Annotated in this window: 21 protein-coding genes and 1 pseudogene; 9 read left to right on the plus strand and 13 right to left on the minus strand. The window is 38.8% G+C overall.

Annotation, left to right across the window (positions count from 1 at the left end):
* Window positions 1-347: 347 nt before the first annotated feature.
* The 7 genes from kam1_RS04360 to lptB form a co-directional block, all read right to left on the minus strand.
* Window positions 348-2,921 (minus strand): DNA topoisomerase III, encoded by a 2,574-nt coding sequence (locus tag kam1_RS04360; RefSeq protein WP_039721732.1) that lies wholly within the window; start codon window positions 2,919-2,921, stop codon window positions 348-350.
* 100 nt (window positions 2,922-3,021) lie between these two features.
* The gene (gene dprA, locus kam1_RS04365) at window positions 3,022-4,134 is read right to left on the minus strand and encodes a DNA-processing protein DprA (RefSeq protein ID WP_039721731.1); all 1,113 of its coding nucleotides are present in this window, start codon (window positions 4,132-4,134) and stop codon (window positions 3,022-3,024) included.
* A gap of 13 nt (window positions 4,135-4,147) precedes the next feature.
* Window positions 4,148-5,233, minus strand: a complete 1,086-nt coding sequence (gene aroB, locus kam1_RS04370) for a 3-dehydroquinate synthase (protein ID WP_039721730.1) — start codon at window positions 5,231-5,233, stop codon at window positions 4,148-4,150.
* A complete protein-coding gene (dnaE, locus tag kam1_RS04375; protein ID WP_244946171.1) occupies window positions 5,230-7,743 on the minus strand; it encodes a DNA polymerase III subunit alpha in 2,514 nt (837 codons plus the stop codon). Before dnaE ends, aroB begins: the two co-directional genes overlap by 4 nt.
* Window positions 7,719-8,714: a PHP domain-containing protein gene (locus tag kam1_RS10525; RefSeq protein WP_244946172.1), complete on the minus strand. Its 996-nt coding sequence runs from the start codon at window positions 8,712-8,714 to the stop codon at window positions 7,719-7,721. The genes dnaE and kam1_RS10525 overlap by 25 nt, the downstream gene beginning before the upstream one ends.
* Before the next feature lie 12 nt (window positions 8,715-8,726).
* Complete coding sequence (locus kam1_RS04380) at window positions 8,727-10,628, minus strand: ATP-dependent helicase (RefSeq protein WP_039721728.1); 1,902 nt, start codon at window positions 10,626-10,628, stop codon at window positions 8,727-8,729.
* A 179-nt stretch (window positions 10,629-10,807) separates the two neighbouring features.
* Window positions 10,808-11,791 (minus strand): LPS export ABC transporter ATP-binding protein, encoded by a 984-nt coding sequence (gene lptB, locus kam1_RS04385; protein ID WP_216363796.1) that lies wholly within the window; start codon window positions 11,789-11,791, stop codon window positions 10,808-10,810.
* Between the two features lie 135 nt (window positions 11,792-11,926).
* On the opposite strand from lptB, the gene kam1_RS04390 reads away from it, so the two are divergent.
* Window positions 11,927-12,724 carry a chlorite dismutase family protein gene (locus tag kam1_RS04390; RefSeq protein WP_039721727.1) on the plus strand — a complete coding sequence of 266 codons (798 nt, stop codon included), beginning with the start codon at window positions 11,927-11,929 and terminating at the stop codon, window positions 12,722-12,724.
* Between the two features lie 29 nt (window positions 12,725-12,753).
* Complete coding sequence (locus kam1_RS04395) at window positions 12,754-13,029, plus strand: glutaredoxin family protein (RefSeq protein ID WP_039721726.1); 276 nt, start codon at window positions 12,754-12,756, stop codon at window positions 13,027-13,029.
* A 137-nt stretch (window positions 13,030-13,166) separates the two neighbouring features.
* Here kam1_RS04395 and def read toward each other — a convergent pair whose 3' ends face one another.
* Genes def through kam1_RS04415 form a run of 4 tightly spaced genes read right to left on the minus strand, consistent with a single transcriptional unit; the run spans window position 13,167 to window position 16,151 of the window.
* A complete protein-coding gene (def, locus tag kam1_RS04400; RefSeq protein ID WP_039721725.1) occupies window positions 13,167-13,739 on the minus strand; it encodes a peptide deformylase in 573 nt (190 codons plus the stop codon).
* A 13-nt stretch (window positions 13,740-13,752) separates the two neighbouring features.
* A complete protein-coding gene (locus tag kam1_RS04405; RefSeq protein WP_039721724.1) occupies window positions 13,753-14,175 on the minus strand; it encodes an ExbD/TolR family protein in 423 nt (140 codons plus the stop codon).
* A gap of 34 nt (window positions 14,176-14,209) precedes the next feature.
* The gene (locus tag kam1_RS04410) at window positions 14,210-14,884 is read right to left on the minus strand and encodes a MotA/TolQ/ExbB proton channel family protein (protein WP_039721723.1); all 675 of its coding nucleotides are present in this window, start codon (window positions 14,882-14,884) and stop codon (window positions 14,210-14,212) included.
* 49 nt (window positions 14,885-14,933) lie between these two features.
* Window positions 14,934-16,151 carry an energy transducer TonB gene (locus kam1_RS04415; protein ID WP_039721755.1) on the minus strand — a complete coding sequence of 406 codons (1,218 nt, stop codon included), beginning with the start codon at window positions 16,149-16,151 and terminating at the stop codon, window positions 14,934-14,936.
* Window positions 16,152-16,299: 148 nt separating this feature from the next.
* On the opposite strand from kam1_RS04415, the gene kam1_RS04420 reads away from it, so the two are divergent.
* The 7 genes from kam1_RS04420 (at window position 16,300) to nadB (ending at window position 22,135) form a co-directional block, all read left to right on the plus strand.
* A complete protein-coding gene (locus kam1_RS04420) occupies window positions 16,300-16,527 on the plus strand; it encodes a PUR family DNA/RNA-binding protein (protein WP_009058904.1) in 228 nt (75 codons plus the stop codon).
* Window positions 16,528-16,676: 149 nt separating this feature from the next.
* The gene (locus tag kam1_RS04425; protein ID WP_039721722.1) at window positions 16,677-17,753 is read left to right on the plus strand and encodes a polyprenyl synthetase family protein; all 1,077 of its coding nucleotides are present in this window, start codon (window positions 16,677-16,679) and stop codon (window positions 17,751-17,753) included.
* 38 nt (window positions 17,754-17,791) lie between these two features.
* Window positions 17,792-17,965: a 50S ribosomal protein L34 gene (gene rpmH / locus kam1_RS04430; protein ID WP_079254265.1), complete on the plus strand. Its 174-nt coding sequence runs from the start codon at window positions 17,792-17,794 to the stop codon at window positions 17,963-17,965.
* 62 nt (window positions 17,966-18,027) lie between these two features.
* Window positions 18,028-18,387 (plus strand): ribonuclease P protein component, encoded by a 360-nt coding sequence (gene rnpA, locus kam1_RS04435; protein ID WP_235277428.1) that lies wholly within the window; start codon window positions 18,028-18,030, stop codon window positions 18,385-18,387.
* Window positions 18,384-18,641 carry a membrane protein insertion efficiency factor YidD gene (yidD, locus tag kam1_RS04440; RefSeq protein WP_143958277.1) on the plus strand — a complete coding sequence of 86 codons (258 nt, stop codon included), beginning with the start codon at window positions 18,384-18,386 and terminating at the stop codon, window positions 18,639-18,641. Before rnpA ends, yidD begins: the two co-directional genes overlap by 4 nt.
* Before the next feature lie 113 nt (window positions 18,642-18,754).
* Entirely contained in the window at window positions 18,755-20,530 is a 1,776-nt protein-coding gene (locus kam1_RS04445; protein ID WP_039721753.1) for a YidC/Oxa1 family insertase periplasmic-domain containing protein, read from the plus strand.
* Between the two features lie 30 nt (window positions 20,531-20,560).
* A complete protein-coding gene (nadB, locus tag kam1_RS04450) occupies window positions 20,561-22,135 on the plus strand; it encodes an L-aspartate oxidase (protein WP_052250499.1) in 1,575 nt (524 codons plus the stop codon).
* A 93-nt stretch (window positions 22,136-22,228) separates the two neighbouring features.
* On the opposite strand, the pseudogene kam1_RS11235 reads toward nadB, so the two are convergent.
* A pseudogene (locus kam1_RS11235) lies at window positions 22,229-22,572 on the minus strand (multicopper oxidase domain-containing protein); the annotation flags it as partial.
* 224 nt (window positions 22,573-22,796) lie between these two features.
* Entirely contained in the window at window positions 22,797-24,335 is a 1,539-nt protein-coding gene (locus kam1_RS04460; protein ID WP_143958278.1) for an ArnT family glycosyltransferase, read from the minus strand.
* Between the last annotated feature and the right edge of the window lie 335 nt (window positions 24,336-24,670).

Raw genomic sequence — 24,670 nt, forward strand, 5'->3', positions numbered from 1 at the left:
TCCTGTAGTAATAGACTTTTTAGGATTTAGGGAGTGAAGCTTGTTTAAATTTCTATATCAATAAAAGCTAAAAGAAGAAAATAAGTTTCTAAAAGAATACTTTCCTTCGGGCTCCGTTCAAGGTTCGTTAAGCCATCATCCTCTCTAACTAATAAGCTTTCTATAACTAACGAACTCTCTGGTATGGAGTTACCGACCAAAGAATATTGCCTAAATAGTACAAAAGTTGCACTTTCGCTTTTCTATTTCTAAAGCCTATTCTAACAACAGCTCCTACTGTGGTTTAGCTACCCAGCTCAAACGGCTTTCAGATAACCTGATAGGGAATATGGGTAAGCAGAGGGTCACTAATTCTTGCTTTTTGGAGATTGCTTCTTTTTAGTTTTAGAGGTCTTTTTTGATGATCTTCTTTTTTTAGAAGTTTCTCCTGTTTTGGATCGGCTAATAGCTCCATTCTTCTTGCTTTCCTTGGCAGGAAATTCGAAGCTGAGCTTTCCTTGTTCGTTCAAAACAAGATAGGCTGAAAAGTTTTTCTTTCTCTTTTTAGATCGGAACTGGGTAAGAAGAGAGGTTTTTTTCTCTTTCAGAAGCTTTTGCATTTCCTCTCTGGATAATTCTTGACCAAGAATTTCTTTGTTGATTCTAAAGGTACACTTGCGGGTTCCATTATGAGAGGATTGAAGAAAATTGGCACAGGCATAGTATCCTTTTGTTTCCACTACTGATGCTTGATCCAAAGGACAACTCCCAAGAGATTCTTCAGAAAGAATTTCGTCGACGTTTTCTTGAGGTTCCTTTTTTTCATAAACAAAACTGACATGACCACTTTCATCATCTAATTTTAAAGAGGCACTAAAGGGATCTCCGCTTTTATTATAAAAGCCTTTAAGTGGACCAATTTCTTTATTGGCTAGTAGACCTTCCAGTTCATTTGGAAATAATGGCCGTCCAGCAATATACTTTGTCAAGCGAAAGGAGTTATCAAGGGATTTATACTCGTATAAAGTTTCTTCGATGGAATGACCTTGAGGACTAGAAATGGGAAGAGGTTTTCTGAAATTATCGATTGAACCAAATGCTTTGACTTTTTCGACAATCGATTCGGTCAGTTGGTAGATTTCTTTCATGAATTTTTCTTGAGGATAGTTCCCCTTTTCCATCTGCTGTAGTTTAAATTCCCATTCTCCAGTAAGTTCAGCGGATCTTAAGGTTTGGATATTGATGGCTTCCAACAGTTCAATGAGGGAAAATGCCTTTGGGGTAGCTAAAAGTTCTCTTCCTTTTTGCCTTCGAATATATCCATCTTCTATCAATCCTTCAATGATTGCAGCTCTGGTTGCCGGGGTTCCCAACCCTTTTTTCGACATGGCTTCCCGAAGCGTTTCATCTTCAACAAGATTGCCTGCACTTTCCATGGCTGAAAGAAGGGTTGCTTCTGTAAAATGAGCTGGGGGTTTTGTTTCTTTAGTAACGGTTTCCAATGCAATAGCTAACACTCTTTCCCCTTGTTCGATTGGACAAAGCGATTGTTCCTTTTCCTCTTTATTTTCTATAGATTGTATGGCCCCATAAACTTTTAACCAGCCAGCAGACCTAAGGCTTTTGCCTTCGGTTTTAAAAGCTTCCCCTTCTATAATTGTAATTCGTTTTGTTACATCCCATTCAGCTGGTGGATAGAAGGAAGCCAGAAATCTTCTTACAATAAGTTGATAAATTTTTTCCTCACTAGCATTGAGGGATTTGGGGGTATTTGTTGTTGGAATAATGGCAAAATGATCGGAAACCTTCTGGTTATTAAAGATCCTGTTCTTTGGATTTACCCATCCATGAGTTAAGATTTCTTTAGCAAAAGCTTGAAATGATTCATTAGAAAGACTTTTCAGCACATCCTTAACCCTATCGACATAATCTTCAGGAAGAAATTTTGAATCTGTCCGAGGATAAGTAATCAGTTTGTGATTTTCATATAAGGATTGCGCAATCTGTAAGGTTTTCTGGGCACTGTAGCCTAAACGATAATTGGCTTCTCTTTGTAGTGTTGTGAGGTCAAAGAGTAAAGGAGGGGATTGTAAGGAAAGTTTTTTTTCTTCAGTGACATTCCCCCATTTGTTTAAGCATTTTTCCACAATTTTCTGACATTGTTCCTGATTCCATAGCCGTTCAGGGTGATTGTCATCTTTGTCTGATTGAGAGCTTTTTTCTAAAAACCATTTCCCTTTATATTCTCCTTGACGGGATCGAAATGTTCCCACAATTTCCCAATAAGTCTGAGGTTTGAATTGAAGGATTTCTTTATCCCTCGCTACAACCATTGCCAAGGTCGGAGTCTGTACTCTACCGACGGAAGTCAGCCTAAATCCATTGGATTTGGAATGGATGGCTGTAAGGGCCCTTGTTCCATTTATGCCAATAAGCCAATCGCTTTCTGATCTTGATACAGCTGCACAGGCCAATCCCTCGACTTCGCTTAGTGCTCTTAGATTTCTAAAAGCTTCGATAATGGCTTCTTTGGTCATCGACTGAAGCCAGAGCCTTTGTATGGGTTTATTGACATTCGCATAGCGAATGAGATACCTGAAAACAAGCTCTCCTTCTCTTCCAGCATCGCAAGCATTGATAATCAGATCAATGTCCTCTCTGTGGAGCAAGGATATCAGAAGATCGAGTCTTTCTTTCGATTTTTCTATCGGTTTTAAGGAAAAGGAAGCAGGGAGAATGGGGAGGTTGGCTAAAGACCATTTTTTGTGTCGAACATCCATTTCCGCAGGAAGACAGAGTTCAACGACATGTCCGACGGCTGAACTAATCACCATCTTTTCATTTTCATAAACCGCATGTCGTCCTATAGGAAAACCTCCCAAAGCTTCGGCAATATCTTGAGCTACACTCGGCTTTTCTGCTATAACTAATGTTTTACCCATCTCGTGCTTTTGTTTGTTTTGCTTATTCAATGATATTTATTAAAATATTTTACACAAGAAATCTAAAAGCATCTCAGTGAGCCATTCTAGTTTTTTTCCTTTACAAAGTCCGGACATAACGTCTTCCAGGAAGCTGGTGAATGATTTTTTTCATCTCTAATCGATTTAATACGGAAAGAAGGGTAGCGGAAGCTAACCCTGTTTTTTTGAGCAATTCTTCTACAGAAATTTCTTCAGCATCCATGGCGAGATACACCTGTTGTTCATCCTTAGAAAGTTTAATTTTTTCGGCTCTCTCTTTATCCCCTGCCTTCAAATGGACCAAAGGGAATAGATAATTAATCTCTTCAAGAATATCTTCTAATGCACCCACAAGCTTTGCTCCCTCTTTGATAAGCTGATTGGGACCAAAAGCATAGGGATTGTCTATTCTACCAGGAACGGCAAAAAGTTGTCTGCCCTGTTCTAAAGCTATGCGAGCAGTTAAGAGTGAACCACATCCCTGGGCAGCTTCCACAACCACCACCCCAATAGATAAGCCACTAATAATCCTATTGCTGAGAAGAACAGTAGATCGGCTAGAGACTGTTCTAGGTGGAAATTCACTAAGGATCAATCCTTTTTTCGTGATTCTTTCTAATAATTGAAGATTCTGAGGGGGATGATGACACCTCTCCAGTCCTAAACCCATTACGGCCCATGTGATTCCCTCTGCAGCCAGAGCTCCAAGATGAGCGTGGGTACCTATTCCCAAAGCACAATCTGAAATGACAGCAAATCCAACCCTAGCAATTTGATAGGCGAGTCTTCTTGCTATTTGTATGCCATAAGGGGTTGGATTTCTGCTTCCCACAATGGCAATACCATAGTTCCATTTTTCTGGAATCTGTCCTTTGCAATAAAGTAGTAAGGGCGGAGAATCAATAGCTTTAAGTACCGAAGGATACGTAGGGTCCTCGTAACAAATTGCCTCTATGCCAAGGTTCCTACACTGGTTGATTTTCTCATTAATCTTATATTCGTCAATAGGTAGGAAAATTTTCTGAGTGATTTTTTCGTTTAACCCACATTTTTCAGCAATCTCTTTGAATGTAGCATTGAAAACATTTTCAATGCCACCACAACCGGTGATGATTTTTGCTCCCGTTGCCAATCCTATGCCAGGTATTTGTAAAAGGCGAAGATAAAGTCGAACTTTATAATCATTGTTCATGCCAACCGTTCGATTAGTGACCTTGTACTACGATTTCTTTTAGGACTCGATCCACATCGGCTTTTTTGACCTCCTTGCTAATAACAGGAAAACCGATAGACTGAAGGAGAATCCAGGAATTCACGCCTTGAACTCTTTTTTTGTCTAAATCAAGGGCATGGAAGATTGCTTGCTTGGAAAAGCCTTTAGCGATCAGAGGTAAAGAATATAATTGCAAAATGTGTTTTAATCTTTCAATCGAAGAAAGCGGAAAAGACAATAACCAATGGGAGAGCAGACAGGCAGCATGCATTCCAATAGCAATGGCTTCACCATGCAAAAGATCTTTATACTTGTTGGCTGCTTCTAGGGCATGTCCTAGAGTATGGCCAAAATTGAGAATAGCTCTTTTCCCAGTTTTTTCTTGTTCGTCTTCGCTTACTATTTTTGCTTTGATTTCCACACTTCTTTTTATCAGATCAAGAAGATTGGCTTCCTCTTTTTTTTCAATTTCCTCCAGCAACTTTTCCTCAGCAATCATTCCGTATTTGATGACTTCAGCCATACCTGCACTGAGGAGTCTTGGTGAGAGCGTATGCAAAACTTCAGGATCGATCCATACTTCAAGAGGCTGATAGAAAGAACCAATTAAATTTTTTCCTTGAGGAAGATTAATGCCTGTTTTCCCTCCAATTGAACTGTCAACCATTGCTAAAAGGGTTGTAGGAATGAGAATGAAAGATATCCCTCTAAGGAATATAGAAGCAGCAAATCCAACGAGATCACCTGTAACACCTCCGCCCAGAGCTAGTAGCGTACTTTTGCGATCCAACTTCATTTCTGCAAGCTTTTTGACAATTGCTTCTAAAGTCCTAAAACTTTTTGATTTTTCTCCCGAAGCAATAGCAATAATCTCAGGCTTGAAGCCATAGCCTTTCAGTGAATCGATTATTTGATAGGCATACATTTTGACTGCTTCGTCATGTAAAAGAACGATTCGGTTTTCCAAACCTAATTGGGAGGCAAGCAAACCACATGACTGTAGGAGGCCTCTGCCTATCCGAACCGAATAGTTTCTACTTGGAGTCGATACCCTTATAATAAGACTTTCATTATTCATGAGTAGTGAAGAGATCTTTGCTTGGAATGGTTGTAAGAAGATTTATTAAATTTCAGTTTTAAGGAATCTTGAGGGAGCAGAGCGGTTAACTCCTGCAAAAGGGAAGGCAGATGCGAAGGAAAAACATTAACCTTAAAGGTTTCGTCGGTAGCGATTTCGCAAACGACTTCTTTTGTTAGATATCTTAATACAACAGGAGCATTGCCTGGATGCTTTAAAAGAATATCGTGAAGTTTTTTCCAATGGTTCGGAGTCCAGTTTTCTTCGGGAATGGTCAAAAAAAGCATGGGTTTTAATTGCTCAATAGCTTCTTCTATAGTAAAAAGATGTGAAGATCGAATCGAAACGCTTTCCTCTTTTTTATTTATCTGACCCTCTACAATAAAAGCCTTTGCTCCCCATTCACTTGTGGAAATTGCTTGGAATGTGTCGGAAAAAAGAATGACTTCGATATGCCCAGTCTGATCTTCGAGCGTAAGCTTCACATAGGGTTTTTTGGATTTTTGGGAAGTCTTTTTCTCAATTTGAGTGATGATTCCAGGGATATAAAGCCGAGTATTATCAGCCAGCTCTTGAAGCTGGGAAATTGGGATTTGTTGGAATAACTTGATCAGGGGAATCCATTCATCAATTGGATGACCACTTAAATAGATTCCTAATAGTTCCTTTTCCCATTGGAGCCGAAGGTTCAGTGGATACTCTTCGGCTATGTCAGAAACATAAGGATTGTTTTCTTTGGGTTCTTCAAAAAGATTCTGTTGGCCACTTAACCTTTCTTTGGAAGTTTTGTTTCCTGCAGCCATTGCCTCTCCAAGACTCTCAAGCAATTCTTTTCTACTTTTTCTAAGGCTATCACAAGCACCAGATTTAATCAGACTTTCTAAAAACTTTTTATTTAATGGACAGTCAAGATGCGCACACAGGTCATACAGGGAAGCGAAATCACCATGTTTTTTTCTTGCTCGTACTATTGCTTCAGCAACAGACTCTCCTACGTTTTTGATTGCGGAAAGTCCCCAGCGGATCGCTCCATTTTCTACTGAAAAGCGTACCTCGCTTTTGAGAATATCGGGTGGTAAAACGGCAATCCCCATTCGTCTACATTCGGAAACAAGTTGGGAGATTTTTTCGGTGTCTCCTAACTCGTTAGATAAAAGCGTACAAAGGTAAAATACAGGAAAGTTTGCTTTGAGATAAGCAGTAACATAAGCCAAATAACCATAACAGGCGCTATGAGCTTTATTAAAACCATAACCAGCAAACTTTTCCAACGTTTCGAAAATCTGGTTCGCTTTTTCTTCAGGAATGTTGTTTTTTTCCTTACACCCTTTTACAAATAGGCTTCGGTGCTTTCGCATTTCTTCAGGCTTTTTTTTACCCATGGCTCTTCTCAGAAGATCTGATTCTCCTAGAGAATAACCAGCCAAAACGCTAGCCGCTTGCATGACTTGTTCCTGATAGATCATAACCCCGTACGTATCCTTTAGAATCGGTTCTAAAAGAGGATGATCATAGGTTATAGGCACCTTTCCTAACTTTCTCTCAGCATACGCAGGAATATTTTCCATTGGTCCTGGCCTATAGAGAGCCACTAGAGCGATGATATCTTCGATATTCCCTGGTTTAAGCTTTTTAGCTAGCTCAACCATACCTGGTGATTCCAGCTGGAATACACCTATGGTCCATCCAAGCCTCAAAAGCTCGTAAGTTTTCTTGTCATCGAGGGGAAAGCGGTTGGGATCAAGTGTTTGATTTTCCCCGCTTTTTTTTATAAGCTCCAAACATTCAGAAATGACCGTTAGCGTTTTTAGCCCTAGGAAATCCATTTTCAGCAGTCCGATTTCTGCGATGGGTTCCATGGACCATTGAGTCACTATTTCCTCATGGTCTCCGCGAGAAAGAGGGACAAAATCCAGAAGATCTCCATCAGAGATAACAACTCCTGCTGCATGCACACCGGCCTGTCTAGTTAATCCTTCAAGTTTGGAGGCAATATTAAGAACTTCTTGGCATTGTGGATCATGAGCATAGAGTTGTTGGAGGAGCGGATTGAGTTCTTTGGCCTTCTCTATGGTCATTGAAGAGTCAGTTGGGATCATCTTGGCAATACGATCCGCTTCTTGATAGCTAAGCCCAAGCACTCTTGCTACATCTCTTACCGCCATCTTTGCCCCCATCGTCCCAAAAGTAATAATTTGGGCGACAGATCTCTGCCCATATTTTTTCCTGACATAATCGATAACCTCTGAACGGCGGTTATAACAAAAATCGATGTCAATATCAGGAGGAGAAACCCTTTGTGGATTGAGAAATCTTTCGAAGACCAATCCATACTTTAAAGGGTCAATATCGGTGATTTCTAGGACATAGGCTGTTAAGCTACCTGCTGCACTACCCCTGCCAGGACCGACAGGAATGCCTTCCTTTTTAGCATAATGGATAAAATCCCATACGATTAAAAAATAACTCGAAAAACCTGTCTTTTCTATAATGGACAGTTCATAATCCAATCTCTTTTTATTTTCTCCTTTTCCTCTAGGTTCCTGTCGCCAAATCTTTTTTCTAAGCCTTCATAACAAAGCTTTTTTAAATATTCTTCTTGACTATAGGGAGCAGGAGGATGATAGGCCGGGAACCGGTTTTTACCTAACTCAATGGAAACATCACATTGGTTGGCTATAGTCAACGTGTTTTCTAGTGCTTGAGGATATTCCTTAAAAAGCTCTTCCATTTGTTGGAGGGATTTGAAGTAAAATTCAGCGCAAGGATATTTCTTTCTTTTAGTGTCATTGATCTGGCTGGCTGTTCCTATGCAAAGTAAAACATCATGGAATTGTGAGTCTTCTTGCTCTATGTAGTGGACATCATTCGTAGCCACCAAAGGAAGTCCTAAACTCTTAGAAAAATCGGCGAGCACTTCTCTTATTGTGGCTTCTTCTTTTAAGCCATGGTTTTGTATTTCTAAATAAAAGCAATTGGGGTCAAATAGACGGCTATACTCTTCGGTAAGTTTTTTAGCCGCTTTGATATCTCCTTCCAAAATTTTCTGTGGAATCTCCCCATTCATGCAGCCACTCGTACCAATAATCCCTTGGCCATATTCTTTAAGCAAACTTCGATCAATTCTGGGTTTATAATAGAATCCTTCTAGATGAGCTAAGGAAATGAGTCTTAAAAGATTCTTATAGCCTTGTTGATTCTTAGCTAAGAGCGTAATATGGTAGATTTTCTCTCTATTACCTTTGCGGTCAAAGCGGCTTCCAGCAGTTATGTAAGCTTCACAGCCGATGATGGGTTTGATGTTTTCTTGAATGCAAGCTTTATAAAATTCGATCGTCCCATAAAGATTGCCATGATCAGTGAGCGCTACCGCTGGCATGCCCAACTGTTTAGCTTTATTGACGATGTCTTTGATTCGAGCGGATGCATCAAGAAGACTATATTCTGAATGGAGATGGAGGTGAACAAAGCCATCACTCATAATAACAATAGATTAAGGCAGTTTTGCTTCGACCAAAAGATTTTTTGGGATTTCTTCAACAAAGCGTGAGGGGAGATAAAGAGTTTCTCGATAGTTAAACGACCTACTGCGGGGATAACATAGAAAAAGTTGATCTTTTGCCCTGGTTGCAGCGACATAAAAAAGCCTTCTTTCTTCTTCAAGGAGTGCGGCATGCTTTAAAGAATAATTGGAAGGAAAGAGTCCATCGCACAGCATAATCAAAAAAACTATTTTCCATTCCAATCCTTTGGCTTGATGAATCGTGCTTAAACGAACCCCATTTTTTTCGTCCTGAGCTGTATCCACTCCTGTTAATAAGGAAACCTGGGAAAGAAAGTTTTCGGTGGAATCGTAATTGGAAGCAAAACTAATAAGCCCTTCAATGTCTTCGAGTCTTCTCTGATAGCTTTCATAAAGGACTTTTAAATATTCCATATACACTCCATTAAGAATAGCTTCGAGTTGTTTGGAAGGATTATTTTCATACTCTTTAGAAGCTAATATTTTTTGGAGATCTAACCAATTTTTCCATGCCTTTGATGAGACTTTGGGGGGATTGAGTTTTTCTATTGAACCTGTGATAGTTATATATTCTTCCCAAAGTTTCGACACCGTTTTTTGTCCAACTCCAGGAAACATCTTTACAATTCGTTTGAAAGCAGTTTCATCGTATGGATTGATATAAAATCGTAAAAAGGCACAAATGTCTTTTATATGAGCTTGTTCAAAAAAACGGATGCCACTAGTTATTTCAAAAGGAATCTTTCTGCGGGTCAACTCAAGTTGGATTTCTAATGCGTGAAAATGTGCTCTATAGAGAATAGCGATTTCGTTATAATCGATGCCCTGGGCTTTAAATTTTTCGATCTGGTTTGCAATCTCTATTGATTGAGAAGCAGCCGTTGAACAGCTAAGCAGAAGCGGCTTGCTTTCTTTGAGGCTTTTCCTAATGGCTTTTAACTCTTTTGGAAATTGGAGCTGATTGGCTTCTATAGCTGCATTGGCTAAAGCTAAAATTTCGGGGGTGCTTCGATAGTTTGTCTTTATGTTAACGACTAAAGCTGATGGGTATTTTTTAGGGAATGTAAGGATATTTTCAATTTCTGCACCGCGCCAGGAATAAATGCTTTGAGCATCATCTCCTACCGCCATGACTTGATGAGAGCGTTGAGCGAGCATATCGATGAAATCTGCTTGAATCCGACTGGTATCTTGATATTCATCGACAAGAATGTATTCAAAATAAGATTGATAAAAGCGGCAGATCTTTTCATTTTCTTGAAAAAGTTTTACCGTATAGGATAGGAGATCGTCGTAATCTACAAGTTGAGACTTTTTTTTCCGTTCGTTGAAGAGTTTTTGAAGCTTTGAAATATCTTCAGCATAAGCAGAAAAATGAGGGAAAGACTCATCGATGATTTTCCAAAGAGGCTTTACTTTGTTGACTGATAAAGAGAAAATTTCAAGCAAGGCTTCTGGAGAAGGAAAAAGTTTGCCGCTATGCTTTATATTCAATTCTTGAATGCATTCAGACAATAGACTGAGGGAATCTTCCCTGTCTATGATCGTAAAGTTTTGCTCGAAACCTATGGTTGTAGCGTGATTTCTTAAAATCCTATTGCAAAGATGATGAAAAGTCCCTCCCCAAATTTTGGAGGTATCTGCTCTTACAAGCCGCTCAACTCGGTGGAGCATTTCTCTAGCGGCCTTGTTGGTAAAAGTGGCCAAAAGGATATGGTCAGGTTTGATTTGTTTTTCGATTAGATAGGAAACCCGATAGGTTAAAGTACGAGTTTTTCCGCTTCCAGCCCCTGCAATAACTAGGATTGGACCAAGTGGAGCGGTTACAGCTTTTCTCTGTTCTTCGTTGAGTTCAGATTCGTAATCGATCACAGGCTTCTTTTCTTTATTTTTTTTGTAGTTTGGTTTGGAAAAATACTATGTATGGTTTTTTTAAAAAACCTTTTCTTGACACCTCTCTACCTATTGAAAATGAAGGAAAAATATAAGAATGAAAACAATATAGTACAATTCGACTTTTTTGTCTGGGTAAAGTAGCAAAGGAAGAGATTTTACATACTAAATCGAGGACCAAGATAGAGTTCTCTTGTGATTGGATCGTTGATTAAAAATTCACTTGTGCCGTGGCTCATGACTTTTCCTTCATATATAAGATAAGCACGGTCAACGATGGAGAGAGTTTCTCTGACATTGTGGTCTGTTATGAGCACACTAACGCCTCGTTCTTTTAAACTTAAAACAAGCTGTTGCAGATCATAAACAGCCAGTGGATCGACTCCACTAAAAGGCTCGTCGAGCAGCAAAATCGAAGGGGAGGTTGTTAATGCTCTTGCTATAGAAAGTCTCCTTTTCTCCCCACCACTCAAAGACATCGCTATGGTTTTTTTTACTTTCTCCAACCCGAAATCACGAATAAGCTCTTCGAGCCGATGCATTCTTTCTTCCTTGGAAATATCCAGGAATTCAAGAATAGCCATGAGATTTTCTTCTACCGTTAGCTTTCTAAATACCGATTCTTCTTGAGGAAGGTATCCTAATCCTTTTCTCGCTCTCTTATACATTGGCATTTTTGTTACATCCTCATTTTCAATAAATACTTTTCCTTTTGTCGGCGTCACTAAGCCTACAAGCATATAAAAGGTGGTTGTTTTCCCTGCCCCATTAGGACCTAAAAGCCCTACAATTTCTCCTTTGTTAACAACAAGATCCACTCCATTAACCACTTTTCTTCCACCATATTCTTTTACCAGTTGAACAGATCTAATGAGGGCTTCACTGCTTACTCCTTTGGAGGATGGACCTTTGGAAATCAGTTGAGTAGTGGACTTGGAAGAGGGAGTTTGACGTGGTTGTTCTAAAGGTAAAGGAGAAGTATTGGATGGGAAAGCGGAGGGGAGTTGAGTTTTTTGTTTAAAAGTTTTTAAGGCTTCACTCAAGGAATGAGAACGCATAGTATTGGGATAAAGACTATTTGGATTTTTAGATAGCTCATTGGTGGATGAAGGAGAACTATTGCCACTATATTTTGTATTCATTATAGAAAAGGCATGTGAATTAGCATTTAGAAAGTGATACTTTACAATACTATTTTTTGCTCAAAAAAATGTAATTATGCCATAGATGCAATGCATTCTACCAAGTATCATTCAATCCCAAAAGGAGTTTTTTAAATGAATAAATTGAAGGCAAAAGAAGGGCTTTTTGTTGTTCATTTGTTTTTTTTAATTGATCATTGGAAAAGGAAAAGTGGACAGGTTCATCCCAATTTTGAAGTTGAAATCGGTTCTATAGTTGACCGAATTAAAAACGAAGAAGGCTTTCAAATCGCAACGTTTTGTATGCTATGTCATTGTGACATTGGATTCATGATTCTAGGGCCTGATTTACATAAAATGCAGGAGTTTGAAAAAAGGCTTACAAAAACTTTTAGCTTAGATGGTTGGAACCTGCATTATTCTTTTTTTTCGATGACTGAAAAATCCGAATATACTACGACGAGAGAAGAGTTTGAAGAAGAATTAATTTCTTCTGGAATTCAACCTGGAACGGAGGATTTTTTGAACCGAATAAGTGATTTTGAAAAAGCTATGGAGTATTACACCACTGTTCGGCTATATCCTACTTTGCCTGATTATCCCTTTTTCTCGTTTTATCCAATGAGGAAAAAAAGAGAAAACAGTCAAAATTGGTATGCTCTTGGATTTAAAGAAAGGAAGGAGTTGATGAAAGGCCATGCGAAAGTAGGCAGAAAATATAGTGGGAGGGTTGTTCAGTACATCACTGGAGCTACGGGATTGGATGATTGGGAATGGGCGGTAAGCTTATATGCAAAAGATCCATATGATATTAAGTCAATCGTTTATGAAATGCGTTTTGATCCAGTGAGCGCTAAATTTGCAGAGTTCGGTTCGTTTTATTGTGGCTTGCAGATGTCTTTAAATGAAGCAATAAAAAGAGTTCAAACATAAGAAGCAACCAAAGAAAGTTTTAAAAATGCATGAAAGAGGAAAAAAAAATCATCCTTTACGTAAAAGAAGGCTGTCCTTGGTGTGAGGAAGCTGAAGAGCTTTTAAAAAGGTTTGGCATTACTTATCAGCGAATTGACGTCTTAAAAGACAGGGAATCTTACAAGCGGATGGTAAAGATTTCTGGACAATCTAGAGCTCCTACACTGGAATGGGAAGATGAAGTTCTTGCCGATTTTGGAGGAAAAGAACTTTTGGCTTTTTTTCAAAGAAAAAGGATAAAAGACCCAACCGAGAGGCGTGCATAAGGTAATGGAGCAAAATGACTTCTCTTCCTCTCAATTAGAAAGCGAAGTATATTGGCAGGGCTAATGGACCAAATGAAATAACAGGTATGCCTAAAATCATGCCGCTATTTGCTTCAGTGTGTGGATACAAGTTTGAATTACTCCTTATCCTTATTGGATAGAATAGGTTCTCCTCGTTTGATTCTTTCAAGGTCTTCTTTGATTGTTTTTCTCTGTTCCGCTGAAAGATAGTCAATAAAAAGTTTTCCCTGTAAATGATCGTATTCGTGCTGAATAGCAATGGCAAGAAAACCACCGGCTTCAAATTTTCTAGGCTTTCCATTGAGATCAAAGGTATTGACCTCGACTCTTTTCGACCGAGGAACATCAATACGAAGCCCTGGAAAGCTTAAGCATCCTTCATTGCTTATTTCTTTGGATCGGGTGTATTTTAAGGTAGGATTAATAAGAAAAAGCGGCATATGCTCTTCGACTGGAACAGGTTTTCCGCCAATAAGCAAGGAAGAAGGAATTTTAGAGCTGCTGACATCAACAACGGCAAACTGAAGGGCTTTACCTATCTGTTGAGCGGCTAACCCAACGCCTTTGTAAAAGGCCATGGTTTCTAGCATGTCAGAGGCTAAATCTTTAAGCTGCTGATCAAAGGCCTCGATCGCCTTTCCTTTTATTCTTAGAATTGGATTATCGTACAGTATAATGTTTAAGATCATAATGGGAACAAAACTAATTCCGGTTGGTTTTATCTTCTTCTGCAGTAAATGTAGGTAAATTTGGAATTCCTGCAAATTTGACTGCATCCATGACTTGTATGATTATTTCAAAAGGTGCATTTTTACTTGCTTTTAAGGCAATTTTGGTGTCGGGATTTTCAGTAATTGTTTTTTTTAATAATTCTCCGAGATGCTCAGGTTCTACAGGTTTATTATCTAGAAAGATTTTTTTGTCTTCGGTAACGAAGATAATTTTCGGAAGATCGGATCTTACTGGTTTGGAACGAACTGATTTAGGTAAATCGATTTTAACAGCAGGTTCTTCTCTTTGAAAAGTTGTCGTTACGACAAAAAAGAGCAACACAATGGATAGAATGTCGATTAAAGAAACTAAGTTAATTAACGGTCTTCGATTACTTCTAGGTCTGAATTCCATGTTTTGTTATAGAAAAAATATTTTTTAAAGGGTGTCAATATTCAGGGGTAGGGGCTTCCGTATAAATTTTTGCTAAAAGCTCAGAGCAGATATTTTCCATCTCAACAGCATAAGCTTCGACTTTTCTAGTAAAAAGACTGTGAGCGATTAAGCAGGGAACCGCAATTCCTAATCCAGCAAGTGTAGTATGAAGAGCTTCAGAAATTCCATGAGCTATTGCCGCTCCTTGGGTTGCCATGCCATGGGTTCCGACATTACCAAAGATAGTTATAAGTCCCGATAAGGTACCCAGCAAGCCAAGCAAAGGGCCGATTCCCACAATAATTTCCAAAATAACTAATCCTTTTTCCAATTGAGCAATTTCAGAGCGGGCTTTGACTTGCAGAGCCTCAGAATTCTCGAATTTCGACCAAGACATATTTTGTAGACAAAGATAGACGAGTCGACTTAAAGTGGACTTTTGATCCTGACAAAGTTTTTCTATGCGTTCAGGATTTTCTCCCCAGCCAAGCTCTTCAATGGCTTTGACCAATTTCTTCGGAATAATTTTCGAGCGACGTAACGAAAAGGATCTTTCAAGAATGATTGCTAGTCCAATAATCGAACAGAGAATGACTGGATAGATGAATAGACCACTTCCTTCGATAAAGTTCTTAATGGCAAAATAAGAAGATAGTTGGTTCCAGTTAAAAGAGATGGCAAACGACATAAGCTCTCCTCAAGCGATATTATTCAAAAAAAATAGCACTGTTCTTCTATTAGTAAATGGTAAAGGTAATTTCTTCCCAAAATCCATCTCCAATCTGTCCTTTCATGGCTTCAGAAAAAGGACCGAAAGGTGCCGATAAACGAATAGAATCAAGAGATATCGATCTTAAAACTTCAGTAATGCCATCTTCACTGATAACTTGGAGACTGCTTATAGTACCATCGGATTGGACATAAAACCGAACTCTAACAGAGCCAATGGCAAGCAACCCCATACTTTGTTCTACTTCTAAGTACCATCTGGAGCCAATCGCACGATAAAGTCTTGCCTTATATCGACCAAGCTCGGTTTCACGTGCAGAGGGAGAAACAGGGCCTAGTTCCGCTGTACGTCCTCCTGAGATTTGCATTCTATGCTTTTCAAAGGATTCAGGAGAAGGAGGGGGATTGGGAGGGGGACTAAATTGGGAAGAAGATTTAGGTTGACTGGAATCCGTTTGTTTGGAAGTAGTAGAAGTCGTGGTTGCATTTTTTGAAGGTTCCTTGTCTGTTGCTTTTGATGGTTCTTTGGGAGTTTTATTCTGAAAGGGCATGAGAGGATCTCCGTTTGGATCTTCTTTCTTTAAAAACTCTTCAGATGGTTTGTTTATCTCTTTGAGAAGCTTTTCTAGCACTTTGGAGGGGTTGTCTTCGGAAGGCTTTTCTGTAGGGGTTGCCTCTTCAGATTTTGTTGTCAGTTTTTGATTATCTTTCTGAAGGTGATTTTCTTTAGTTTCTTCCTTGGATTTATTTTCAATTTTAGCTTCATTGTTGGAAGAAGCTTGATTCTGTTGGTTTTCTTGTTCAAATTGTTTTGTGGGAGGTGCTTGTTTTTGAGCTGGAGTAGATCGACCGCTAGGTCTTGGAGGTGAAGGCCTTGACGCAGGCTGATCAACGTAGCTCATCGATGAGCGGGGGTCTCCCGAAAGTTGAGGAAGAGGAGAATCTGGTTTTTGCGGAGCTTCTTGGCTCCTTAAAGCGGTGGAACGATCGGATTGAAGAAGAGCGTGGGGATCAGGATGATCTGTTTTTTGCCATTCTTCGGTAGGAATAAAACTTTCAGGTTGGACCATTTCAAGCATGGTTAAGGTGGGTGGTGGGGAATCAGGAGGAGGACTTTTTGGAAAAAATTGTTTTAAAATTCCAGATCCAAGAAATAAAGTAATAGCCAAATGAATAACAAAAGAAAGGAGAAGGAAACCTCTTAAATGTGATTTTTGTTTAGTCACAATAAACAATGCTTTATGGCACAAAAAATATTTTGCACATTAAAAGAGAAAAGGCAAAGTATAAACGGTTTCTTTTAAAGATCAAAAACGAGGATTTGACAAATAGGCGTTTTAAACATTACTCTAAAACCAGCGAGGAGTTCTAGAAATGGATGGCGAGCAAAAAAACATAAAAAGTGAAAAAATTACTGTTGAAAGAAAGAACTTCTTCTTTGATCTAAAAGAAAATGGAAGGGGGAGGTTTCTTCGAATTACTGAAGATGTAAGAGGAAGAAGGGATGCAATTATCATTCCTGCACCTGGATTGGAAGAATTTAGAAAAGCACTCGATTCCATGATCGATGCTTGTAAGGATTCTTCCAATGCAACGGCCTAGAGGGTCAAATTGGTTTGAAAGCTACTATTGCTGTTAGTCTAACCAACTTGACGCAAGGGGATGGCTTATACTTATCTTATGGTTTTTCTTTAAAAGAGAAAAACTGATGGGCATTTTACTAGAGATATTAGTGGCACTGGCTACTGTTTATGATCGAAAATAAGATCGCCCGCAACAATGAAGCAAAGATGACAATATTTAAAAACAATGCAAAGCCGATTGCATCAAAACCGGATATTTTTCATAATTTGACAAATCAACTCAAAGACTATCTTGGTTGGATAGACAGGGAAATTTTAAACCAAGCGGAAGAATTTGATGCGGGTGTTGTTCCATTCTTTCGCTATGTTTTAGAGAGCGAAGGCAAGAGAATTAGGCCTCTTCTTGTTTTGCTGTCTGCAAAGGGAAGTGGAGGGATAATTGAGGATCATCTTTATCTTGCTGTGGTTGTTGAGATGATCCATTTGGCAACTCTTGTCCATGACGATATCCTTGATGGGGCTTCTATGCGTCGAGGACTGCCTTCGGTGACTTCCAGATGGGGTTCAGAAATTTCAGTACTTCTTGGTGATAGCTTGTTTGCACAGGCTCTTAAGGTATGTTGTCGGCTGCATCCTGACATTATTAAAAGTGTAGCTCATGGAGTCTGTGTGGTTTGCAGCGGAGAGATTCTTCAGACAAGAAGACGTTTTGATTGGAATTTATTGGAAGAGGAATATTTGAAAATCATTCAAATGAAAACAGGCGAGCTCTTTCGTATTCCTTGTGAACTTGCCGCAAGACTGAATTCGGCTTCCCAATCTATTTCCGAAGCTTTGGGCAGATATGGTCAAGCACTAGGATCTTCCTATCAAATTTATGATGATTGTTTGGATCTTTTCGGAAATGAAGAAAATGTGGGAAAGACATTGGGAACAGATTTAGGAGGGGGGAAGTTGACTTTGCCGATCCTTTATCTGTACCAACAAGGCTCCGAAGAAATGAAAAGAACCATTGTCGAAATTTTTGAAAACGGCGTCTCTGAAGATTGGGAAAAAATTCAATTATGGATCGTAAAGGAAGGAGTTCTCCAAAAGACATTTCAGACGGCTATGAATTTCCTTGAGCAAGGGAAAAAAGAGCTAGATCTCTTACCAGAAAGTGATGAGAAAGAATATTTACTCGATGTGAGCAATATCTTAGGCAAGCATTTAGCAGAACTTGTCAATGCCCAGTCAGCATTATAGTTTATTTATTTTTAATTGGTTAAAATGGGAAGGATCTTATGAAAAGGACATACCAACCCTCAAAAAGAACAAGAAAAAGACAGTATGGGTTTTTAAATCGCTCAAAGACTAAAGGTGGCAGGATGATATTGAAAAGGAGAAGAAAAAAAGGGAGATGGCGGTTGGTCCCTAAAAACACAGAAAGAAAATTTAGTCGTCACACTTCTTCGTGATTTTTTTCAGAGCGCTTTGGCTTTTAGTATATTTGATGGTCTATTTTGGTTGCTCAACCGACTTGAACAATAAATTACCACGGCGACTCATTGCTAAAAAAAAAGACGAAATTGCCCGTTTTTTTTCTCATGGGAAAAAGTTTTCTTCTCCTTTTTTTATCCTTTTTCTTTTACCAAGAGAAATCGATTCTTTCCCTAAAGTTTTTTTTGCAGTTTCAAAAAAGATCCGCGGAGCTGCCAAAAGAAACCTTATTAAAAGAAGAATGAGGGAGATATTTAGACAATACGCCCCCTTTAAGCTTGCGCCCTATTCCTTTGGTTGGATCGCAAAAGAGAGGATTTTGACAGCAAATTTTAAAGAAATGAGAAAAGATATGATCGAATTAGGCGAAAAAGCGATACATTTTTTTAGTAGAATATGAAAAGAATAATTTTTTTTCTTTTATCCTTTTATCGATACGGCCTAAGTTCGATTCGTCAAACTTTTGGAATTTACGGTGTTTGCCGGTATTATCCAACCTGCTCTCAGTATTGCAAAGAGGCGGTACAGAAACACGGGGTGATAGTAGGGCTATTCCTTGCATCGAAAAGGTTGCTGAGATGTCATCCTTGGGGAGGTAAAGGATGGGATCCTGTTCCCGATAAGGTAAAATCTCTCAGAAAAAAATCAGGATAAAAAAATAAGTTTCATCTTGAGCAGAATTTTTTTTAAAATGGAAAAATCTCTTGTAAATATCGATAGAAGAAAGGAATTTTGGTTTTTCTTTAGTAATTAACAAACTATTGGTTATGGACAAAAAAGGTTGGATTGGTTTCGGCATTTGTCTTGTTTTGCTTTTGGTTTGGCAAATCTATGTTGAATATCATTACGTTAGGAATCAACCAAGTCAGAGTGAGCAATCCCCTTCTTCGCTTCCACAGTCTTCTGCCTCTGAAGAGCTAGCCACCAATGCACAAGCTCCTAAGGATCATGAGGAAAGCCAGGTTCTAAGTCCCCTTGAAAGTTTCGAAAAATCGCCTGCTCTTGGAAAAGAAACGCTAAGTTATCTTGAAAACGATAAAATTCGTGTGGCTTTGACTTCATGGGGAGGAGCGATTCAAAATATTGAACTAAAAGAGCACTTTTATCGAGGTCCAAAAGGAAGAGAAAACATTCTTTTAAATCGTTTTGATGAAGAACCTCTACTTAATCTCTCTGGTTGGGATGGGAAATATCATCTTAGTGGATATCAATCCGAAACGAAAGAGGGGAAAGTCATTTTTAAAAGGGATCTTTCTGGAGGAGTAAGCTTGGAAAGGGTTTTTACTCTTGGCCAAGATTACCAGATTATTATGGAACAGCGACTGGTCAATAGATCTTCAACTTCCGTAAATCTTCCAGCATCAAGACTCAATATAGGGTTAGCTTCTCCAATCCATGCGAAAGATGCGATCCAGAATATTGCTGCTAACTGGCTTACTCTTAAAGGAGCTCGATTTGGTCGCATTGGCCTTCCAGACTTCAATCCTGCAGGCTTCTTAGGATTGTTTTACTGGAGAGGTCCTCGAACCGTTATTACTAGTCCGACAGAATCTCTCCGTTGGGCTGCTGTTAAGAACCAATATTTTACCATTGTTGTAATTCCTCCATCGAGTCTCCCTCCCTTTCAAATTGAAGCTATCCCTGTGGAGCTTTCTCAATTTCCATTGGAACAGGAAGGCCAAAGCCGTCTACCTGTAGGTCTGAAAGCCTGGGCTCGTTTTTCTGAGCTATCCTTAGAACCAAACTCTATATTAAGCGTTCAGTTTAAAGTTTATAGTGGTCCTAAAGAATATGCCCGACTTCACAAACTGGGAGATCATATTGATAAAGTTATGGAGTATGGCATGTGGGGATGGGTAGTGAAACCTTTGGTATGGTGCATGGTCCATTTTCACTCTTTCGTACCTAATTATGGCTTAGACATCATTCTATTTACTTTGCTACTGAAAGGAATTTTTTGGCCGCTTCAATCAAGCGCAAACCGTAATATGAAAGCTATGCAAGCGCTTTCTCCTAAACTCAAAGAACTTCAAGCACGCTACAAAGACCAGCCTGATAAGATGCAAGCAGAAATGATGAAGCTTTATAGGGAATATGGAGTGAATCCACTTGGTGGTTGTTTACCAATGCTAGTTCAAGTACCCATTTTTATCGGTTTTTATACAATGCTGCAGGGTTCCGTGGAATTAAGGAACCAATCTTTTTTATGGATTAAAGATTTAACGCAACCAGATACTGTTTATCATTTGCCGATGCTTAATTTGGATATTAATCCTCTGCCATTAATAATGGTTGGAACACAAATTCTTCTGTCTCGGATGACTCCTCAGGCTTCAGACAATCCGCAATTAAAAGTTTTTCAATGGATGCCTGTCTTTTTCCTTGTGTTTTTCTATAATTTTGCTTCGGCTCTGTCACTTTATTGGACAGTTAATAACTTAGTGACAATTGTACAAACTTATCGAAATTTGAAAAAACCTCTCCCTGTTTTACACCGGGTTAAGAAGCACAAAGCCTCTCATAAAATTTCGTTGTTGAAATAAAATCATTCATTTTAGGTTTTAATAGAAATAATGGAAAGAGTTGAAACGGATTTTCTTGTCATTGGAGGAGGTATTGCAGGATTGTTTTTTGCCTTGGAAACTTCACGTTTTGGCAGAGTGGATGTCTTACTAAAAGGCAGTTTTACTCATTCCAGTTCTTGGTATGCTCAGGGTGGAATAGCTTGTGTCAGTTCTCCGCAAGATTCATTTGAGTCGCATATTTCCGATACACTCAAGGCAGGAGATGGATTATGCAAGGCCGACATCGTTAAATCTTTTGTCGAAGAAGCACCTATGCGGATAGCAGACTTAATACGCCTTGGCGTTCCATTTACAAAGAATGCAGAAGGAAATTATGACTTGGGATTAGAGGCGGGACATTCCCATCGAAGGATCTATCATGTTAAGGACCACACGGGAATGGCAATTATTGAAGCATTAAAAAAAGAAGCAAAGAAAAGGAAACAAATAATCCTCTGGGAAAACCAATGGGCTATTGATCTTATTGTCATCGATAGGATTTGCTGTGGGGCCTATGTTTTTGATAAAATAAAAAAGACTACTAGAGCTTTTTTTTCGCCCCATACGTTGTTATCCACTGGTGGCTGCGGAGGAATTTATCTCCATACAACTAATCCATCAAGTGCGACAGGTGATGGAGTTGCCATGGCGTATCGAGCTGGAGCTTTGTTGAAAAACATGGAGATGATTCAATTTCACCCTACTTGTTTTTTTCAACAAAGTTCCCAAAAGTTTCTGATTAGTGAGGCGGTAAGAGGAGAAGGAGCAAAAATTATAAACCAAAGCGGGGAACATTTTTTAAAGCGTGTGGATCCGAGGGGTGAACTAGCACCCAGAGACATTGTTAGTCGGGCGATTTTTTTGGAAATGAAAGAAAAAAATATTCCCTATGTTTATTTGGATATTCGGGGAAAACAAAGAGAATGGTTAGAGGAAAGGTTCCCTTATATTTTTTCCTATTGTTTGAGCCAAGGGATCGATATGTCTAAAGATCTTGTGCCCATTGCTCCAGCTGCACATTATCAGTGTGGAGGGGTAGCGACAGATACTTATGGGAGGACTTCGATTGTTGGATTATGGGCAGCAGGAGAGGTAGCCTGCACAGGGTTTCATGGAGCAAATAGATTAGCAAGCAATTCGCTGTTAGAAGCAATCGTCGTAGCTGGAAGAGCGGCAAAATCTTCAATAAGCCAAAATAGTATTTTAAGATCGGATATTCATTCGGATTTTCCGTATTGTCTTGTGGTTGAAAAAAAAGAGCAAAGTGCCAGTGAGACCTTGATAGTTATCGATGAAATAAGAAAATTAATGTGGGATTGTGTTGGTATTGTGAGATCGGTTGCTGGACTGGAAAAGGCGAAAAAGGAAATTGGGCTGAAGATCGATTTTTTTAAAAATAAAGAAAAAAAAGAAGCAATAGTATCCTTACTTGAAGTCAAAGCCAAGAATATGGCCTTGGTAGCAGCTGTTATTATTGAAAGTGCGCTGCAAAGAAAAGAGAGTAGAGGAGCTCATTGGATAGTTGATTATCCAAAAAAGTTAGATATACCTCAAGACACCTCTGTCGCACTTCCTTCTCTATAAATTATAGAATTTTGTTTTTTAATATATCGGCAAGCAAAATAAGTAATAATCCCTATATTAAAAGTAGCAAAAAGATGATATAGAATTGACAATATTTGGTACCCCATCCATTTGCCAAGTGCCGGTTTGAAGAATGCCATGCCAGTGGATCGTATGTGGCAGAGTAGTAAGGTTTGTGACTTTGATAGTTAAGTCATCCCCATATTTAACATGGATAAGGGGCCGGGAACCTGGCCATTGAATGCAAAAGTGTGGAATTTTTGATCTTTGACTAGAGTAATAATTGTATCTTCTATAGTGAGCTCAAAAGTACGGGATTCACTATGGAGAGTCTCTCGAAGTCCTTTAAAGTACAATAGGAGAGCAAAAAGAAAGAGAAGTAGTTTTTGAAATGTAAAAATGGTGCTCTTAATCCATTGAGTCCTCTGGAAATGCATGGGTACATAGAAATCATTTTAAAGAGGAAAAACAAATAGGCACAATTTAGGATGAAAGTTACTTTTTAGTGCTAATAGTTGATGCGCAAAGAAATATTTTTTTAATCTATTTTAGAAAATTAGATAAAACAGAAAATCTTATTGGGCGACCACCCTTCCTAGTTGATTTGGCTCTTCTCTAGGGTTATGAATTAATGAAATCTCTCAGAGGAAGCACGCTAGGTTCAATAATGATAATGATAATAAATTTTTGACCACGATATTCTTCCAAGATTTAATCCTTCTATCTTTCCTTCTCCGAGGTTTTCTTGATTTTTCAATGCAGGGGGTGGAGAGAAGGGGGCCAATGAAATTGCTTTTTCTTGTTTTTTTTGGGGCTGTTTGGTCTTTTCAAAGGATTGCATTAGTCCTTTTCCAAGAGAGGTTTCTTCTTCCAATTGGATCAAAAAAAAGGGCGGTTTAGGAGAAGTTGGCAAGGCGGTATCCCATCTCCAATTTCTATTCGAATAAAAAACTAAGCTTGGTTCTGTATATCCCAAGGCACAGTTCATAGAGGTAGCGGGCATATTTTTAAACATAGCAGAGAGTCTGAGGGTGAGGGAAAGAAGCCGTAAGTCTTTGGATAAAAAAGAGAGGGAAGAAGCAAGCAAAGCATACAGAAGGGCCATAATGAAGGCAGAAGGAATAGAGAGGGAACGATTTTTTAGGTACGAAAGCAGTGTGAAACCAAAAAGGGATAAAGAAAGAAGGACCAAAGCTCCAAGTATTGGAATATCCTTCATTGAACTGTCTTGAGGCCATCCTTGATAAAGGCAAAAAAATATAAGGCTTAAAGCAAGGATTGCAAATAATCCAAGAAAAAAGAGAGCAAAAAGAAAAGAAAATCTGGTTTGTTTGGCTTCACTAATTCCTTGAGCTATTAACAAAAAATAAGCGGGAAAGCCTGGCATGATATAATGGGGAAGTTCCGTGGCATAGAAAGAAAAAATGAGAATAGGAGCTAGAAACCAGGAAAGCAAAAAACTATTCTCCATTGACCAGTTTTTCTTTAAGGTTTCCAAGAAAAATCCGAAAAATGCGGAGTTTGGATAGAGGCTTACTAAAGAAGATACAAAATAATAGAAAGGAATGAATGGGCGATTATCAAAAGCTTCTATGCCTCTATGAATGATGTGTTCTCCAATGCCTATTTTGAAAAAAAGCCCTTTTGTTTCGATCAATGCTGGGATAGCCCAGCAACTGACTATTGCAAGGCACAACAGCGAACCTGGAACTGGAGCAATATTGGCAATAGGTAGAGGTTTCCTCCAGAAAACAAACCGGTGAAGCAAATAAGTAATAAAGGCTATAAACCAAATTATAGGTCCTTTAGCAAGAAAACCGAGTGCAAGAGAAATCCAGAAAATAAAAAACCACAAATGAGACTTCTTTTTAAGTAAATTTAAAAATGCCCATTGAGAAAGTGTTTCAAAGAGTACTAGGACCATATCGGCAGTGGCTAATCTACCATGAATAAGGGTCTGTACGGAGACAATAAAACCTATAGGTGCTACCCATCGGATAGAAGAACAATAGCGATTGCTTATGCCGTAGAGAACAGTGGCTAGTATTGAAGCAGAAAGGATCGAGGGGAGTCTAGCAGAGAATTCATTAACTCCAAACAATTGATAAAAGAAGGCCATCAACCAATAAATTAAGGGTGGTTTATCCAACCTGAATTCACCATTAAAGAAGGGAACGATGAAATCTCTTTTTTGAAGCATTTCCCTTGCCGCCTGAGCAAATCTTGGTTCGTCACGATCAATTAGTGGTAGGGAATAAGATCCGGAGGAAAGAAGAACAAAGGCAAAGAAAAATAGGAAGAGGGGTGGCAAAAAAAACCATTGTTTAGAATGACAAAAAAGATTTATCCAATGGAAGGGGGGTGGGGTTTGATTTTTTTTAACTGAGAAGGGCTGTTAATGGAATCCATTTGTTGGATGCGTTATAATTTAGAAAGAATTAAGAATAATAACAGAGAACAATCTTATAACAAGATTATTTGGCTATTTGAAATTACTCTACGAAGTATTATATTTGTGATGAAAAAATAAATTTT

This window comes from Methylacidiphilum kamchatkense Kam1 (assembly GCF_007475525.1).
GTDB lineage: Bacteria > Verrucomicrobiota > Verrucomicrobiia > Methylacidiphilales > Methylacidiphilaceae > Methylacidiphilum > Methylacidiphilum kamchatkense.

Excerpts from the sequence above, each read along its gene's own strand:
- kam1_RS04360 (WP_039721732.1), bottom strand. The coding sequence starts at position 2,921 with ATGGGTAAAACATTAGTTATAGCAGAAAAGCCGAGTGTAGCTCAAGAT.
- dprA (WP_039721731.1), bottom strand. The coding sequence starts at position 4,134 with ATGAACAATGATTATAAAGTTCGACTTTATCTTCGCCTTTTACAAATA.
- aroB (WP_039721730.1), bottom strand. The coding sequence starts at position 5,233 with ATGAATAATGAAAGTCTTATTATAAGGGTATCGACTCCAAGTAGAAAC.
- kam1_RS10525 (WP_244946172.1), bottom strand. The coding sequence starts at position 8,714 with ATGAGTGATGGCTTTGTTCACCTCCATCTCCATTCAGAATATAGTCTT.
- lptB (WP_216363796.1), bottom strand. The coding sequence starts at position 11,791 with ATGAATACAAAATATAGTGGCAATAGTTCTCCTTCATCCACCAATGAG.
- kam1_RS04390 (WP_039721727.1), top strand. The coding sequence starts at position 11,927 with ATGAATAAATTGAAGGCAAAAGAAGGGCTTTTTGTTGTTCATTTGTTT.
- kam1_RS04395 (WP_039721726.1), top strand. The coding sequence starts at position 12,754 with ATGAAAGAGGAAAAAAAAATCATCCTTTACGTAAAAGAAGGCTGTCCT.
- def (WP_039721725.1), bottom strand. The coding sequence starts at position 13,739 with ATGATCTTAAACATTATACTGTACGATAATCCAATTCTAAGAATAAAA.
- kam1_RS04405 (WP_039721724.1), bottom strand. The coding sequence starts at position 14,175 with ATGGAATTCAGACCTAGAAGTAATCGAAGACCGTTAATTAACTTAGTT.
- kam1_RS04410 (WP_039721723.1), bottom strand. The coding sequence starts at position 14,884 with ATGTCGTTTGCCATCTCTTTTAACTGGAACCAACTATCTTCTTATTTT.
- kam1_RS04420 (WP_009058904.1), top strand. The coding sequence starts at position 16,300 with ATGGATGGCGAGCAAAAAAACATAAAAAGTGAAAAAATTACTGTTGAA.
- kam1_RS04425 (WP_039721722.1), top strand. The coding sequence starts at position 16,677 with ATGATCGAAAATAAGATCGCCCGCAACAATGAAGCAAAGATGACAATA.
- rpmH (WP_079254265.1), top strand. The coding sequence starts at position 17,792 with ATGAAAAGGACATACCAACCCTCAAAAAGAACAAGAAAAAGACAGTAT.
- yidD (WP_143958277.1), top strand. The coding sequence starts at position 18,384 with ATGAAAAGAATAATTTTTTTTCTTTTATCCTTTTATCGATACGGCCTA.
- kam1_RS04445 (WP_039721753.1), top strand. The coding sequence starts at position 18,755 with ATGGACAAAAAAGGTTGGATTGGTTTCGGCATTTGTCTTGTTTTGCTT.
- nadB (WP_052250499.1), top strand. The coding sequence starts at position 20,561 with ATGGAAAGAGTTGAAACGGATTTTCTTGTCATTGGAGGAGGTATTGCA.
- kam1_RS04460 (WP_143958278.1), bottom strand. The coding sequence starts at position 24,335 with ATGCTTCAAAAAAGAGATTTCATCGTTCCCTTCTTTAATGGTGAATTC.